Here is a 14,392-nt window from a genome sequence, read left to right as displayed (position 1 = left end):
CAATCGTTAGGCGAGGCAAGGCGGCACCGGGCACGCAACCGCACTCCGTGCCCTGTCGTACCGTGGCCCGGCCGGTGAGGGGCCTCTTGGCCCCGCCATCTGCCGTCCGGGCGACCTTGCCTGAGTCGCCGATCAGTCAGGTCACGTAACCTGCTGTCCGGCGGGCACGGATTGTTATGCAATTTATCGGCCACGTCTACATTCGATCTACAGCGGTCCCGCAAGCCTTCACGGAACGACGATCTTGATTACGCTGCCCTGTTGACGCGGTTCGAGGGCGAGTCAAGGAGGTCGTGTGGGCGAGGGGATCTTCATTCGCCTGCTGGGGGCGGTGACCGCGGAGCTCCACCGCGGAACGGCCGCAGAGCATGTCGATCTCGGGCCCGCCAGGCAGCAGACCACCCTCGCGATCCTGGCCGCCGCCGTGGCCCGGCCCATTCCCATGAGCCACATGATCGCCGGCATCTGGGGCGAGGACGCCCCGCGCAATGCCGAGCAGAGCGTCTACACCTACATCGCCGGGCTGCGCCGCGCCTTCGAGCCCGGTCGCGGGCGGCGCGAGCCGTCGCGGGTGCTGGCGGGGACCCCGGCCGGCTACGTCTTACGGGTGGAGCCCGCCCAGGTGGACGCGCTGCTGTTCGCCGAGAGGGTCGAGGAGGCCAGGCGGGTCCGGCGCGCCGGTGACGACCCCCAGGCCGTGCGCCTGCTCGACGAGGCCCTGGCGATGTGGCGCGGCACCGCGCTGAGCGGGCTGTCCGGCCCGTTCGCGGAGACGGAGCGCGACCGCCTGGAGCAGCTCCGGCTCGCCGCCCTGGAGCTGCGCGCGGAGAGCCTGCTGCGCCTGGGCCGCCACCGGGACATCGTCGAGGAGCTGCGCCACCTCACCCGCCGCAACCCGCTGCGCGAGCGGGTCCGCGAGCTGCTCATGACGGCCCTGTTCCGCTCGGGCAGCCCGGCCGAGGCCCTGACGGTCTACGAGGAAGGCCGGGTCCTGCTCGCCGAGGAGCTCGGCCTGTCGCCCGGCGAGGGATTGCGCCGGTGCCACGAGATGGTGCTGCGGGCCGATGCGGCACCCGCCCCGAGCGCGCCGGCGCCTCAAGAGACGCCGCACCAGTTACCCAGGCCGCTGGCGGAGTTCGTGGGCAGGTCCGCGGAGATCGCGCGGCTGAAGGAGCGGCTCGCGACCTCGCCGAGCCCCTTGCTGATCATCACCGGGCCGCCGGGCGTCGGCAAGTCGGCGCTCGCCGCCCACGTCGCCCACCTGGCCATGGACCGCTTCCCCGATGGCCAGCTCTACGTCAACTGCCGGGGCGCCACGCCCGAGCTGCCCGCGCTCACCCCGCTCGACCTGCTCGGGCGGTTCCTGCGCGCGCTCGGCGTGCCGCCCACCGTCGTGCCCGCCGACCTGGACGAGGCGGCGGCCGCGTGGCGCAGCCGCCTGCACGACCGGCGGGTGCTGGTCGTGCTGGACGACGCCGCCGACCTCGCGCAGATCCGGCCGCTGCTGTCGGCCTCGCTCGGCAACACGCTGCTCGTGACCAGCCGGGAGACCATGAGCTGGGGCGAGGACGCCGTCCAGCTGGAGCTCGCCAGGATGTCGCCGGCGGAGTCGGCCACGATGCTGGCCAACCTGGCCGGCGCGAGCCGGATCTCGGCCGACGCGGGCGAGACGGCCAGGCTCGTCCGCCTGTGTGACGGTCTCCCGCTGGCCTTGCGCATCGCCGGGGCGCGCCTGGCCGGTCGCCCCGACTGGAGCGTCTCCGCGCTGGCCTCCCGGCTGAGCGACGAGCGCACCCGGCTGCACGAGCTCGCGGCGGGCGACCTGGCGGTCCGCTCCAGCCTGGCCGCCAGCCACACCGCGCTCGAACGCGGCTCGCGCCCCGTGAACCGGCTGGCCGCGCGCATGCTGTCGCTGCTGGGGCTCCTGCACGTGCCCGAGATGACCGCGGAGGTCGCGGGGGCGCTGGCCGACGTCACGTCCGGCGAGGCGGAAGCGGCCCTGGAGCGGCTGGTGGACGCCCACCTGCTCGATCGCGCCGCCCCCGGCCGCTACCAGCTGCACGACCTCGTCCGCCTCTTCGCCGGCGAGCTGCGTCCCGCCGACCGGCGCGGGCCGCTGATCCGCGCGCTGTCGTACTACGCCGCCTCCACGCGCCTGGCCAGCCACGTCAGCGACCCGCACCGGACGCAGCCGGCGGCCCCGCTCGACGCGGTCCCGCACGAGGTCCGCACCGCGCAGGAGGCGAAGGCGTGGCTGCGCGAGGAGGAGGCCGTCCTGTCGGCCGCGGCCGTGCAGGCCATGAACTCCCCCGACGACGCGATCGCCCGGCTCGGCGTCAACCTCACGTTCGGCCTCATCTGGCCCCAGGAGCGGGCCTACCACATGGCGGAGATGAAGGAGCTGAACACGCTGGCGTTGCGGGTGAGCGAACGCCTCGGTGACGAGGCCGGCGCCCTGGTCGCGCACGGCCACATCGCCAACGCCCTGCGCATGACGGGGCACACGGACGAGGCCGTCGCCCACCAGCTGTCCTCGCTGGAGCTCGCCCGGCGGATCGGCGACGCCTTCGGCGAGATGCGCGCGCTGGGCAACGTGGCCAACGCCTACAACTCGGGCGAACGCTACGAGGAGATGCTGCCCTGGGCGGAGCGCCAGCTCGCCCTGGCCAAGAGCATCGGCGCGAAGGTGGGGATCCGGTACGCGCTGCTGATGATCGGGCACTCCCACCTCGGCATGGGACGTCCGGAAATGGCGCGTGAGGCGCTGCACGAGGCGCTGGCCGAGTCCGAGGAGGCGGGCGACGCCACCCATGAGGCGAACAGCCGGCTCGCGCTCGGCGAGACCTACCTCGGCCTGGACGACCCGGAGCAGGCCCTGCCGCACCTTCTCAGGACCCGCGAGCTCTTCGAGGCGAGCGGTTACCGGATCGGGAAGGTACGTTGCCTGATCGGGCTGTCGCGGGCGTACCGGATGCTCAAGGATCCCGGCCGAGCCCTGTCCTACGTCGACGAGGCCCTGGCCGGCGGCGGCGGGCTCGGCCACGCCCGCTGGGAGCGGCGGCTGAGGGAGGAGAAGGCGGCCGTGGACGAGGCGCGGGGGGCTAGCGAGGCCGGCCCGTGTCCCTGAGCGCCAGGAAGAAGTCGACCCGGTCGGCCATCGTCGCCAGATTCCTCCCGGTCAGCTCCTCGATCCTGCGGATCCGGTAACGGACCGTGTTCACGTGGACGTGGAGCCGCTCCGCGCAGACGTTCCACGAGCCGGCGCAGTCGAGGAAGATCCCGAGCGTGCGCACCAGCTCGGACTGGTGCCGCCGGTCGTAGTCGAGCAGCGGCGACAGCAGCCGCGCCGTGAACGAGCGGCGCACGTCTCCCGGCACCGTGGCCAGCAGCAGCGCGTGCGTGTAGATCTCGTCGCTGGTGACCACTCCCCCGGCGCGGGCCTCGGCCAGGCGCCTGGCGTGCCCGGCCTCCTCCACGCCGCCCTTGACGGCGCCGGCGCCGGTCAGCGCGCCGCTGACGCCGACGCACAGGCGGGTGTCGGGCAGGGCGGCGAGCACCTGCGCCCCGGCGCGCAGCCGGTCGGCCAGCTCGGCCGTGGTGCGCTCGCGCAGCGGCACCACGGCGATCGCGCCGTCCGCGCCCGCCGCCGCCACGACCTCGCGGCCGAGCAGCTCCTCCACGACCTGCCCGCCGAGCGTGGCGGGGTCGGGCCCGCGGGTGGCGCCCTGCCTGGGTGCGGTGGCGTTGACCACGGCGTACGGCTCCGCCGCGTCGATCCCGCAGGTCCGCAGCCTGGCGTTGAGCTCGGCCGCGTCGGACTCGGCCAGCGCGGCCACGATGAGCTGCTCGGTCAGGCGGCGCTCGACCCGGCGGCCCTCCTCCATGCGGTTGCGTTCGAGGCCGACGCAGGACGCCAGCTCGTAGCCCAGGTCGGCGCGGCCCATCAGGTCGCCGTCGCAGGCCAGCGCCCAGCCCGCGGCCCGGTGGCCGCGGCCGACCGGGAAGATCGTGTGGTCGCCGACGCGCGCGGGCAGCCGCGGCGCCGTCAGGTACGCCCTCGCCAGCCGTACGGGATCCCTGGCCGCACCCACGATCACCTCGCCCGACGCGGACAGCACGGCGCCGGTGACGCCCAGCTCGGCGGCGGTCAGCGCGAACAGCTCGCGCAGGTCGGCGCCCTCGGCGATGGCCGCGACCAGCCTGCGGTGGCGGCCGAGCGCGTCGCGCACGTCGCCGGCCAGCCGCGGCACGACCAGCTCCGCCAGCGTCCGGAACGACACCTCCGTCGGCACCTCGACCAGCGGCAGACCGGCGGCCTCGCACGCGGCCACCAGGTCGGCCGGGACGTGGCCCAGCCACGCCTGCCCGGCGCCCAGCGCGGCGACCCCCGCCTCCACCAGCGCCGCCACGAACCTGGCCGAGTCCCCCGGCTCGTGCCACCACATCAGCCCCGACAGCACCAGCTCGCCGCCGCTCAGGTAGCGCCCCGGCTCGGGCAGGTCGGTGATGTGCACGGTGCCGAACTCGCGCGAAGGGTCGCCGGCGAGCAGGGTCAGGCGCAGTTCGTCGATGGCCAGCAGGTCGGAGATGCGCACTTGGAGGAATATACAAGGCGCCGAGGCCAACCGCTGACCGGGATTTCACGCGACGCGCATAGGATCCGGCGCGGCGGCGGTGCTCTACTCGGAAGATGACGGAGACCGCGTACACGACCCTGCACGGCGCGGGGGTCGGTGAGAGCGCGCGGCGGCCCGACGCGACGCTGAAGGTGACCGGCGAGTTCGCCTACGCCTCCGACCTGTGGCTGGACGGCATGGTGTGGGGCGCGACGCTGCGCAGCCCGCACCCGTCGGCCTGGATCCGGTCGATCGACGTGGGGCCCGCGCTGAAGATCCCGGGCGTGCTGACCGTGCTGACGCACGAGGACGTGCCGGGCGAGAAGTTCTACGGGCTCGACCACAAGGACCAGCCGGTGCTGGCCATCGACCAGGTCCGCTTCCAGGGCGAGCCGGTGGCGGTGGTCGCCGCCGACCACCCCGAGACCGCGCGCAGGGCGGCGGCGGCCATCGTGGTCGAGTACGAGGTGCGCGAGGCCGTGACCGACCCCCGCCGGTCCCGGCGTTTCGTGCGGCACCAGCCGGTGCGGCGGGGCGACACGTTCGAGGCCGAGGTCGTGGTCACCGGCGAGTACGAGGTCGGCATGCAGGACCAGGCCTTCCTCGGCCCCGAGTCCGGCCTGGCGGTCCCGGCCGAGGACGGCGGCGTCGACCTCTACATCGCCACCCAGTGGCTGCACGTGGACCGCGACCAGCTCGCCCCCTGCCTCGGCCTGCCCCCGGACAAGGTGCGCCTGACGCTGTCCGGCGTCGGCGGCGCGTTCGGCGCCCGCGAGGACCTGTCGATGCAGGTGCACGCGTGCATGCTGGCGCTGCGGCTGAACCGGCCCGTGAAGATCGTGTACGGCCGGGAGGAGTCGTTCTTCGGCCACGTGCACCGCCACCCGGCCCGGATGCGCTACGAGCACGGCGCGACCCGCGACGGCAAGCTGGTCTACGTCAAGGCCGACATCCTGCTGGACGGCGGCGCGTACTGCTCCTCCTCCCCCGCCGTGGTCGGCAACGCCGCGTCGCTGGGCGTGGGGCCGTACGAGGTGGAGAACGTGCAGATAGACGCCACCGGCGTCTACACCAACAACCCGCCGTGCGGCGCGATGCGCGGCTTCGGCGCGGTCCAGGCGTGCTACGCGTACGAGTCGCAGATGGACCGGCTGGCCGAGGCGTGCGGCCTGTCGCCCGTGGAGATCCGCGTGCGCAACGCCGTCTCCCAGGGCTCCCACCTCATCACCGGCCAGGTGATCGACTCCCCGGCCCCGCTCGCCGAGATGCTGCGCGACCTGGAGGCGATGGCGCTACCGTCGGAACCCCTTGATGACCTGCGGTCGATGCCCGGGGGCGTGTCCCAGACCACGCACGGCGAGTCGGTGCGCCGCGGCATCGGCTACGGCGTCGGCATCAAGAACATCTGCTTCTCCGAGGGCTTCGACGACTACTCCACGGCCAGGGTCCGCGCCGAACTGGTGGGCGGTGAGCCGCACGTCACCGTGCACACGGCCGCCGCCGAGGTGGGCCAGGGCCTGGTGACGATCCAGGCCCAGATCGCCCGCACCGAGCTGGGCATCGCGAACGTGACCGTGGCCACCGCCGACACCTCCGTCGGCTCGGCCGGCTCGTCGTCGGCCTCGCGCCAGTCGTACGTCACGGGCGGGGCGGTGCGGGCCGCCTGCGAGGCGGTGCGCAAGCGCTTCAACGGGCTGCCGCCGGAGGAGGCGCTGGAGAAGTTCGGGCCGATCGAGGAGACGCGCGAGTACCGGCACCGCCCCACGTACCCGATGGACCCGATCACCGGGCAGGGCGACTCCCACACCCAGCTCGCCCTGTGCGTGCACCGGGCCGTCGTGGACGTGGACGTGGAGCTGGGCCTGGTCAAGGTGGTCGAGCTGGCGGCCGTCCAGGACGTGGGCCGCATCCTGAACCCGCAGGCCCTCGAGGGCCAGATCCAGGGCGGGTCCGCGCAGGGGCTCGGGCTGGCGCTCATGGAGGAGATCCAGGTCCGCGACGGCCGGGTGCTGAACCCGTCGTTCACGGACTACCTCATCCCCACGATCCTCGACATGCCGCCGATGCAGATGAAGATCCTGGAAAATGCGGATCCTGCGGCGCCGTACGGGTTGCGCGGCGCGGGCGAGCCCCCGACGCTCTCCTCCACCCCCGCCGTAGCCGCCGCCGTGCGGGCCGCGACCGGGCTGCGGTTGACTCGGGTTCCGATTAGGCCAGAAGATATCGCGTTGTTTGATGACGGATCGACAATGGGGGTATCCGATGGCAAGCGCTCGTGAAGCGGCCGAGGCGGAGTTCCGGCGCTTCGACACCGACGGTGACGGCCTGCTGACGGCCGACGAGATCCGCCGGGCCAACGAGGCGCTGGGCGGGCAGGGCGCGTCCGAGAGCGAGATCGAGGCGTTCATCAAGTCGGCCGACAACGACGGCGACGGGACGATCGGGCTGGAGGAGTTCATGGGGCTCGTGGGTCACGGGCGCCACGAGAAGGCGTGATCTCCTCACCCGCCGGGTAGCTATGCGCCATCCCCCTTGATCATGCGAAGGGGGATGGCGGGTGCTCGACCGTTTCTTCGAGCTCACCGGGCGGGGGACGACCGTCGGCCGCGAGGTGCGTGGCGGGGTCACCACGTTCGTGGCCATGGCCTACATCATCCTGCTCAACCCGATCATCCTGGCCGGCGCCACGGACGTCACGGGCGCCCGGCTCTCCATCGCCCAGCTCACCACCTCCACCGCGCTCGCCGCGGCCGTCTCCACGCTGCTGATGGCCTTCGTCGGCAACGCGCCCTTCGGCCTGGCCGCCGGGCTCGGCCTCAACGCGGTGGTCGCCTACCAGGCCGCGCCGCACATGACGTGGGCCCAGGCCATGGGCCTGGTGGTGCTGGAGGGCTTCGTCATCATCGTGCTGGCCGTGACGGGCCTGCGCACGCTGATCATGAACGCCATCCCGCTCGCGCTCAAACACGCCATCAGCGTGGGCATCGGGCTGTTCATCGCCCTGATCGGGCTGGTGGACTCCGGGTTCGTGACGCGGGGCACCGGCACGCCCGTGCAGCTCGGCGCGACGGGCCACCTCGTCGGCTGGCCGGTCGTCGTGTTCTGCTTCGGCCTGCTCCTGATGATCGTCCTGTTCGTCCGCAGGACCCCGGCCGCGATCCTGATCAGCATCGTCGTGACGGCGGCCCTGGCCATCCTGGTCAACTCGGTCGCCAAGGTCCCGCCCCGGTCATGGGGCGTGGTCACGCCGCATGTGCCGGAGCGCCTGGTCGCGGCGCCGGACTTCGGGCTGGTGGGCGCGTTCGACCTGTTCGGCGGGTTCGGCAGGGCGGGGGCGCTGACGGCGGCCGTGGTGCTGTTCACGCTGGTGCTGTCGGGGTTCTTCGACGCGATGGGCACGATCATCGGCGTGAGCGACGAGGCCGGGATGGTGGACGAGCGGGGCCAGGTGCCCCGGCTGGGCCGCATCCTGACCGTGGACGGCGTGGCGGGCATGATCGGCGGCTCGGTGAGCTCCTCGGCGAACACCGTCTTCGTCGAGTCCGCCGCGGGCGTCGGCGAGGGCGCGCGGACCGGTCTGGCCAGCGTGGCGACCGGCGCGCTGCTGGGGCTGACGCTGCTGTTCACGCCGCTGGCCTCGGTGGTGCCCGCCGCCGCTGCCGCGCCCGCGCTGGTGCTGGTCGGGGCGCTGATGATGACGCAGAGCAGGAACGTGCCCTGGGACGAGCTGGACGTGGCCATCCCGGCGTTCCTGACGATCGCGTTCATGCCGTTCACCTATTCGATCACGAACGGGGTGGGCGCCGGCGTGATCGCCTACACCCTCGTCAAGGCCGCCAGGGGGCGCTTCTCCGAGATCCCGTGGCTGCTCTGGATCGTCTCGCTGATCTTCGTGGCCTACTTCGCGATCGACGGGCTGGAGGAGCTGTTCGGTTAGCGCATGTCGCCGCTGTTGCAGGCCACGCCGTTGCCGTCGACGTCCACGTACCAGGAGTATTCCTCGTGGGTGCCCTTGTAGTAGGGGCCGTCCCCGGCGGCCACGGCCTCCTTGCAGCCGGCGTAGCGCTTGTCGGGGGTGCGCCGCGGGCCTGACGCGGGGCCCGTGGCGGGGCCCGTGGCGGCGGGGTTGGTGCCGGGGGTGGTGGCGGTGCCGGGGGTGGTGTTCTGCTGGCCCGGAGGGTTGTTCTGCTGGCCCGGAGGGGTCTGGTTGTTCTGCGGCGGGGTGCCGCCGGGCTGCTGCGGCTGCGAGGCCGGGTCCGTGGGCTGCGTGGACGCGCCCGGCGTGGTGCCCAGCAGGCGGGTCACCAGCGCGTCGGCCTCCTCCTTCTCGAAGCCCGAGATGCTCATGCTGTCGCCGTCCATGTACTGGGTGACGACGGGCGCCGCCAGCACGACCTTGGGCGCGTCAGGCTGCGCGGGGGCCAGCACGATGGCCACCTGCCGCTGCTCGGGCACCAGCTCGTCGATGAGCTGCACCAGGCGCTCCTTGAACCGCGGGGCGATCGCGATGCGCACGGAGTATTGGCCGTCCTTCTCGCGCACCGGCTCGATCCGCTGCACGGTGTCGACGGTGACGCCGTCCTCCAGGAAGTAGCAGTTCTTCTGCTCCTGGTCGAGCACGGCCTCCGCGCCGGGGCACGGCGCGGCCTTGGCCTCCCGTACGGGGGCGAAGTGGATGGGCACGGCCAGCTGCTGCATCGGCGCGGCACCCAGGAGCGGCGTGTCGGGATTTTTGGTCATCAGGACGGCGATCGAGCCGACCACTCCCGCGACCAGCACGACGAGCACGAGCGAGACGATCAGCAAGATGGTGGTGGCCTTGCTGGCCTTCGGCTCCCCGGGGTCCGCGGGCGGCGGCTCTTCCGGCTTGTCCATCTATGGCGATCCCATCCTGACGTTCGGACTGCCGGTGAGCCTATCGAGGTACGGCGGCACCGGGGTAATCAGCCCGATAATCCTCACCTATTCGGGGGAGAGAGGAAGAATGGAGACGTAAGCGCACAAGAGCGAGAAGAGTTCGGCCATGAAAGTCGGTGTTCCGAAAGAGCTCAAGAACAGCGAATATCGGGTGGCCCTTACCCCGGCCGGAGTGCACGAGTTCGTGCGCCACGGGCATCGGGTCTTCGTGGAACAGGGGGCGGGCGTCGGCTCCGCGATCCCCGACGACGACTTCGCCGCGGCGGGGGCCGTCATGGTCCCGGACGCCGACGAGGTCTGGGCGGCCGCCGACATGGTCATGAAGGTGAAGGAGCCGGTGCCGGAGGAGTACCACCGGCTGCGCAAGGGGCAGGTGCTGTTCACGTACCTGCACCTGGCCGCGTCCAGGCCCTGCACGCAGGCCCTGCTCGACTCCGGCAGCACCGCCGTCGCCTACGAGACCGTCCAGACCGCCAACCGGGCGCTGCCGCTGCTCGCGCCCATGTCCGAGGTGGCGGGCAGGCTGGCGCCGCAGGTGGGCGCGTACCACCTGATGCGCTCGGGAGGCGGCAGGGGCGTGCTGATAGGGGGCGTCTCCGGCGTGCGCGCGGCGCAGGTCGTGGTCATCGGAGCCGGCGTGTCCGGCATGAACGCCGCCGCCATCGCCCTCGGCATGCAGGCCGAGGTGCTGCTGCTCGACAACAACATCGACAAGCTGCGCCAGGCCGACCTGATCTACCAGGGCCATTGCCAGACCGTCGCCTCCAACACCCTGGAGATCGAGCAGGCGGTGACGGAGGCCGACCTGGTCATCGGCGCGGTGCTGGTGCCCGGCGCCAAGGCGCCGACGCTGGTGAGCAACGACCTCGTGAGCCGGATGAAGCCGGGCTCGGTGCTGGTGGACATCGCGATCGACCAGGGCGGCTGCTTCGAGGACTCCCGGCCGACCACGCATGAGCGGCCCACGTACCGGGTGCACGACTCGATCTTCTACTGCGTGGCCAACATGCCCGGCGCGGTGCCGCACACCTCGACGTTCGCGCTGACGAACGTGACGCTGCCGTACGCGCTGGCCATCGCCGACCTGGGCTGGAAGCGGGCCATGCGCGAGGACCCGGCGCTCGCGCTGGGCCTGAGCACCTACGACGGCCACCTGACCAGCCGCCCGGTGGCCGAGGCGCACGGTCTGGAGTGGACGCCCGTCGAACACGCTCTTTCGTGAGCCTTCTGTCCATCACATCCGGTGCGAGTTACGCTAAGTAGCGTTAGACTACTTAGAGTAACTGATCGGAGTCATGATGGCGCAGAAGAGCAGCTTCCGCGAGAGCGCGGAGCGCAACTTCAAGGACTTGGACGCCGACGGCGACGGCTTCCTGACCCGATACGACTACCTGTCGCTGGCCCAGCGGCGGCTGGAGCAGACCGGCGTGCGCGCGGACTCGCCCGAGGCCGAGGCGGTCGTCAACGCGTTCCTCAACGCCTGGGACACCCACGCCCGGGCCCTCGACACCGACCGCGACGGGCGGATCAGCAAGGAGGAGTACGTCACGTCCTTCGAGTCGCTGGTACGCACGGGCGCGCTCGAAGCCGTGCTCGCGCCGATCACCCGGGCCACCTTCGCCGTCGCGGACCGCGACGGCGACGGCTGGATCACCATGGAGGATTTCCGCACCGTCTGGAACCGCGCGGACACCGACCTCGCCGCGGCCTTCTCCCGGGTGGACGCCGACGGTGACGGCCGCATCTCCTTCGAGGAGTACTCCCGCGCCCGTCAGGGCCTCCTCATCGACGGGGTGTGAGAGCCCCGTCACGGGCGTCGGCCGGAGTTCCCACACCCACGAGGGGGCGGCCACGCCGCCGAAAGGGGCCACCCACCCGCCCCTCCGGTGTACCGCCGTTCCCGGCTCCGGCCGATGCCCACCGGCCCCGCGCGGGCTACTTCTGCGACTGGCTGGGCGTCGGCGAGATGGTCTCCATCGGCGGCTGCTGCTGGTTGGCCTTCGGCTCCGGCGGCAGCGGCGCCTGGTCGGCCGTCGTCGTGATGGCGTCCTCGCCGCCGCACGTGGCGCCGGGCTCCGGCGTGTCCTTACCGTTCTGGAACTTCTTGATGAACGCCCCCAGCTTCGGGTCGGCGGAGTCGTTCAGCTTGAGCTGGTGCCCCCACGACGACGCGACCACCGGCGCGGGCAGGTTGGGGTACGGGCTGACCAGCATGTAGTCCTGCTGGCCCGTGGACGACGCCACTTCCTTCAGCTTGTCGACCTGCGCCTTGGGCAGGTCGGGCCGGTAGGTGATCCAGACGGCCCCGTGCTCCATGGAGTGCACGGCGTGCTCACTGTGGATGGGCTTGTCGTAGACCGAGCACGCCTGCCAGTAGTTGTTGTGCTGGCCGCCCACCGGAGGGTTCTCCTTGTAGGTGACCGCGTTCCACACGTGCTGCCCGGCCTCGTACTTGTAATTGGCCACGGCGTCCAACGAGGTCTCCCTGGCCTGCTTGACCAGGTAGAAGCCGACCACGCCGACGAGCACCACGATGATCAGACCGCCCGTCCCCCACATGAGCAGCGCGGCGCGGCGTTGTTTGCGCTTCTGCTCGGCCCGCATCTTCGCAAGATGCTCGCGCCTCGCCTGCGCCTTCTCCTTCGTCATCGTTCCTCCATCGGCGTACCAACTCCGGTCACCCTATTGCCTCCCGGCGTATGCGGAGAATAAGGCGCTTATAAGCGTCCGATCACGACGCCATCGGTGGGTACGCTGGACGGGCCATGGAAAAGCCCGTGAGTAAACCCATCCTGATCGCCTGCGGCGTGCTCGTGCTCGCCGTGGCCGCATTCTTCCTGTTCGGCCGTGACGGCACGCCCGGCGACACCTCGGCCGAGGCCGGGTTCGCCCGCGACATGGCCACGCATCACGCCCAGGCCGTGGACATGTCGTTCATCGTCAGGGACAAGGGCCCGGCCAAGGAGATCAGAAACCTGGCCTTCGACATCATCAACACCCAGGCCAACCAGCGCGGCATGTTCCTGGGCTGGCTGCAGCAGTGGGGTCTCGACCAGGCCACCGACCAGAAGCCGATGGCCTGGATGGCCGGCCACGGCCACGGCGGCACCGCCACCGCCGCGCCCGGCTCCATGCCCGGCTCCATGCCCGGTATGGCCACGCCGCAGGAGCTGACCCAGCTCAAGGAGGCGCAGGGCACGCAGGCCGAGGTGCTGTTCCTGCAGCTGATGATCCGCCACCACGAGGGGGGTGTGCAGATGGCCGAGGGGCTGCTCAAGCTGTCCACGCGCGACGAGGTCGTCAGCATGGCGCAGAAGATCGTCCAGGGGCAGAGCGGCGAGATCAAGCTCATGACGGAGCTGCTCAAGCAGCGCGGCGCGCAGCCCTACCCATCGATCCTCAAGCCCCAGTAAGGCCGGCCGTGGACGGGGACGCCGACGCGGTCGTGGTGGGCTCCGGGCCCAACGGGCTCGTCGCCGCCGTCACGCTGGCCCGCGCCGGGCGCAGGGTGCTGCTGCTGGAGGCCGCCGACCGGTTCGGCGGCGGGCTGCGCTCCGGCGAGCTGACGCTGCCGGGGCGGGTACACGACCTGTGCGCGACGGTGATGGCGATGGCGGTGGCCTCTCCCGCGTTCCGGGCGCTGGACCTTCCGGGTGTGGAGTTCGCGCATCCTCCGGTGCCCGTGGCCCATCCGCTCGACGGCCGCCCGGCCGTACTCGTGCACCGCGACGCCCACCGCACCGCCCAGGGCCTGGGCCTCGACGCGGGCGCCTGGCTGGCGACCGTGGGCGCGGCCGCCCGCGCCGGGCTCCCGCTGGTGGACCTGCTCCTCAAGCCGCTCGGCCCGTGGCGGGCCACGGGGCCGCGTACGTTCGCGCAGGCGGCCGGGTTCGGGCTCGCGGCGGCCCTGCCCGCCACGACGTTCGCCCGGCGGGCGTTCCGGACCGTGGAGGGGCGGGCGCTCATCGCGGGCATGGCCGCCCACTCCGTACGGGACCTGCGCGCGCCCATCACCGCCGGATACGGGCTGATGCTGGCGTCCCTGGCCCACCTGGCGGGCTGGCCGCTGGTGCGGGGCGGGTCGCAGGTGCTGGCCGACGCGCTGGTGGCCGAGCTCAGGTCGCTGGGCGGGGAGGCGGTCACCGGCCACCGCGTGCGCCGGCTGTCGGAGCTGTCGGCGCCGACGGTGGTGCTGGACGTCTCGCCCCGGCAGTTCCTCGCGATGGCGGACCTCCCGGCGGGCTACCGGCGGCGGCTGGCCCGCTTCCGCTACGGTCCCGGCGTCTTCAAGATGGACTGGGCCCTGGACGGGCCGGTGCCGTGGCGGGATCCGGCGGTGGCGGACGCGGGCACGGTGCACCTGGGCGGGACGCTGGAGGAGATCGCGCTGAGCGAGGCGGAGACGACCGCCGGCCGGCACTCGCCCCGGCCGTACGTGCTGGCGGTCCAGCCGTACGCGGCGGATCCGACGAGGGGCGGGCACACGTTCTGGGCCTATTGCCACGTGCCCGCCGGCTCGACGGTGGACATGACGGACGCCATCGAGACCCAGATCGAGCGGTACGCGCCCGGCTTCCGAGACCGCGTCCTGGCCCGCCACACGATGGGCCCGGCCGCGATGGAGGCCGCCAACCCCAACCTGGTGGGGGGCGACATCACCGGCGGCCTGACCAGCCTGGTCCAGTTCCTCCGCCGCCCCGTCTGGTCGCCGGCGCCGTGGCGCACACCGCTGCCGGGCGTCTTCCTGTGCTCGGCCTCCACCCCACCCGGCCCGTCGGTACACGGGATGGGCGGCTGGCAGGCGGCCCGCCTCGCCCTGCGGACCACCCCCGCCAAGCCATAACGACCACCGGCGGAGC

11 protein-coding genes are annotated in these 14,392 nt (G+C 72.3%); 8 read left to right on the top strand and 3 right to left on the bottom strand.

Translation table 11 applies throughout. The features are described 5' to 3' along the window. Nucleotides 1–295: 295 nt before the first annotated feature. Nucleotides 296–3,127: a BTAD domain-containing putative transcriptional regulator gene (locus ACWEPL_RS12755; protein ID WP_452436154.1), complete on the top strand. Its 2,832-nt coding sequence runs from the start codon at nt 296–298 to the stop codon at nt 3,125–3,127. Here the strand turns inward: ACWEPL_RS12755 and ACWEPL_RS12750 are convergent. Then, nucleotides 3,102–4,595 carry a PucR family transcriptional regulator gene (locus ACWEPL_RS12750; RefSeq protein ID WP_452436153.1) on the bottom strand — a complete coding sequence of 498 codons (1,494 nt, stop codon included), beginning with the start codon at nt 4,593–4,595 and terminating at the stop codon, nt 3,102–3,104. The two genes, ACWEPL_RS12755 and ACWEPL_RS12750, sit on opposite strands and share 26 nt — an antisense overlap. A 95-nt stretch (nt 4,596–4,690) precedes the next feature. Here ACWEPL_RS12750 and ACWEPL_RS12745 point away from each other — a divergent pair, with 95 nt between their 5' ends. The 3 genes from ACWEPL_RS12745 to ACWEPL_RS12735 all read left to right on the top strand — a co-directional run bounded on the left by ACWEPL_RS12745 (nt 4,691) and on the right by ACWEPL_RS12735 (nt 8,553). Next, on the top strand, nt 4,691–6,895 hold the full coding sequence (locus ACWEPL_RS12745; protein WP_452436152.1) for a molybdopterin cofactor-binding domain-containing protein: 2,205 nt from the start codon (nt 4,691–4,693) through the stop codon (nt 6,893–6,895). Continuing rightward, nucleotides 6,879–7,112: an EF-hand domain-containing protein gene (locus tag ACWEPL_RS12740; RefSeq protein WP_357729518.1), complete on the top strand. Its 234-nt coding sequence runs from the start codon at nt 6,879–6,881 to the stop codon at nt 7,110–7,112. The genes ACWEPL_RS12745 and ACWEPL_RS12740 overlap by 17 nt, the downstream gene beginning before the upstream one ends. A gap of 61 nt (nt 7,113–7,173) precedes the next feature. Continuing rightward, nucleotides 7,174–8,553: an NCS2 family permease gene (locus tag ACWEPL_RS12735; RefSeq protein WP_363963244.1), complete on the top strand. Its 1,380-nt coding sequence runs from the start codon at nt 7,174–7,176 to the stop codon at nt 8,551–8,553. On the opposite strand, the gene ACWEPL_RS12730 is transcribed toward ACWEPL_RS12735, so the two are convergent. Continuing rightward, a complete protein-coding gene (locus ACWEPL_RS12730; RefSeq protein ID WP_452436150.1) occupies nt 8,550–9,491 on the bottom strand; it encodes an excalibur calcium-binding domain-containing protein in 942 nt (313 codons plus the stop codon). The genes ACWEPL_RS12735 and ACWEPL_RS12730 overlap by 4 nt on opposite strands. Nucleotides 9,492–9,639: 148 nt before the next feature. Between ACWEPL_RS12730 and ald the strand changes: the two genes are divergently transcribed. Together ald and ACWEPL_RS12720 are read left to right on the top strand one after the other, a co-directional pair. Next, the gene (gene ald / locus ACWEPL_RS12725) at nt 9,640–10,755 is read left to right on the top strand and encodes an alanine dehydrogenase (RefSeq protein WP_452436149.1); all 1,116 of its coding nucleotides are present in this window, start codon (nt 9,640–9,642) and stop codon (nt 10,753–10,755) included. A gap of 73 nt (nt 10,756–10,828) precedes the next feature. Next, nucleotides 10,829–11,332, top strand: a complete 504-nt coding sequence (locus tag ACWEPL_RS12720) for an EF-hand domain-containing protein (protein ID WP_350728689.1) — start codon at nt 10,829–10,831, stop codon at nt 11,330–11,332. 136 nt (nt 11,333–11,468) lie between these two features. Here the strand turns inward: ACWEPL_RS12720 and ACWEPL_RS12715 are convergent, their stop codons facing one another. Further along, complete coding sequence (locus ACWEPL_RS12715) at nt 11,469–12,182, bottom strand: DUF3105 domain-containing protein (protein ID WP_363963238.1); 714 nt, start codon at nt 12,180–12,182, stop codon at nt 11,469–11,471. A gap of 128 nt (nt 12,183–12,310) precedes the next feature. On the opposite strand from ACWEPL_RS12715, the gene ACWEPL_RS12710 reads away from it, so the two are divergent. Together ACWEPL_RS12710 and ACWEPL_RS12705 are read left to right on the top strand one after the other, a co-directional pair. Continuing rightward, nucleotides 12,311–12,946: a DUF305 domain-containing protein gene (locus ACWEPL_RS12710; RefSeq protein WP_363963236.1), complete on the top strand. Its 636-nt coding sequence runs from the start codon at nt 12,311–12,313 to the stop codon at nt 12,944–12,946. Between the two features lie 8 nt (nt 12,947–12,954). Next, complete coding sequence (locus ACWEPL_RS12705; protein ID WP_452436148.1) at nt 12,955–14,376, top strand: phytoene desaturase family protein; 1,422 nt, start codon at nt 12,955–12,957, stop codon at nt 14,374–14,376. The last annotated feature ends 16 nt before the right edge of the window (nt 14,377–14,392 follow it).

This window comes from Nonomuraea sp. NPDC004186 (assembly GCF_053603495.1).
Note: the sequence above shows the minus strand (reverse complement) of the source record. Positions and strands in the feature narration are given on the sequence as shown.

Excerpts from the sequence above, each read along its gene's own strand:
- ACWEPL_RS12745 (WP_452436152.1), top strand. The coding sequence starts at position 4,691 with ATGACGGAGACCGCGTACACGACCCTGCACGGCGCGGGGGTCGGTGAG.
- ACWEPL_RS12740 (WP_357729518.1), top strand. The coding sequence starts at position 6,879 with ATGGCAAGCGCTCGTGAAGCGGCCGAGGCGGAGTTCCGGCGCTTCGAC.
- ACWEPL_RS12730 (WP_452436150.1), bottom strand. The coding sequence starts at position 9,491 with ATGGACAAGCCGGAAGAGCCGCCGCCCGCGGACCCCGGGGAGCCGAAG.
- ald (WP_452436149.1), top strand. The coding sequence starts at position 9,640 with ATGAAAGTCGGTGTTCCGAAAGAGCTCAAGAACAGCGAATATCGGGTG.
- ACWEPL_RS12720 (WP_350728689.1), top strand. The coding sequence starts at position 10,829 with ATGATGGCGCAGAAGAGCAGCTTCCGCGAGAGCGCGGAGCGCAACTTC.
- ACWEPL_RS12715 (WP_363963238.1), bottom strand. The coding sequence starts at position 12,182 with ATGACGAAGGAGAAGGCGCAGGCGAGGCGCGAGCATCTTGCGAAGATG.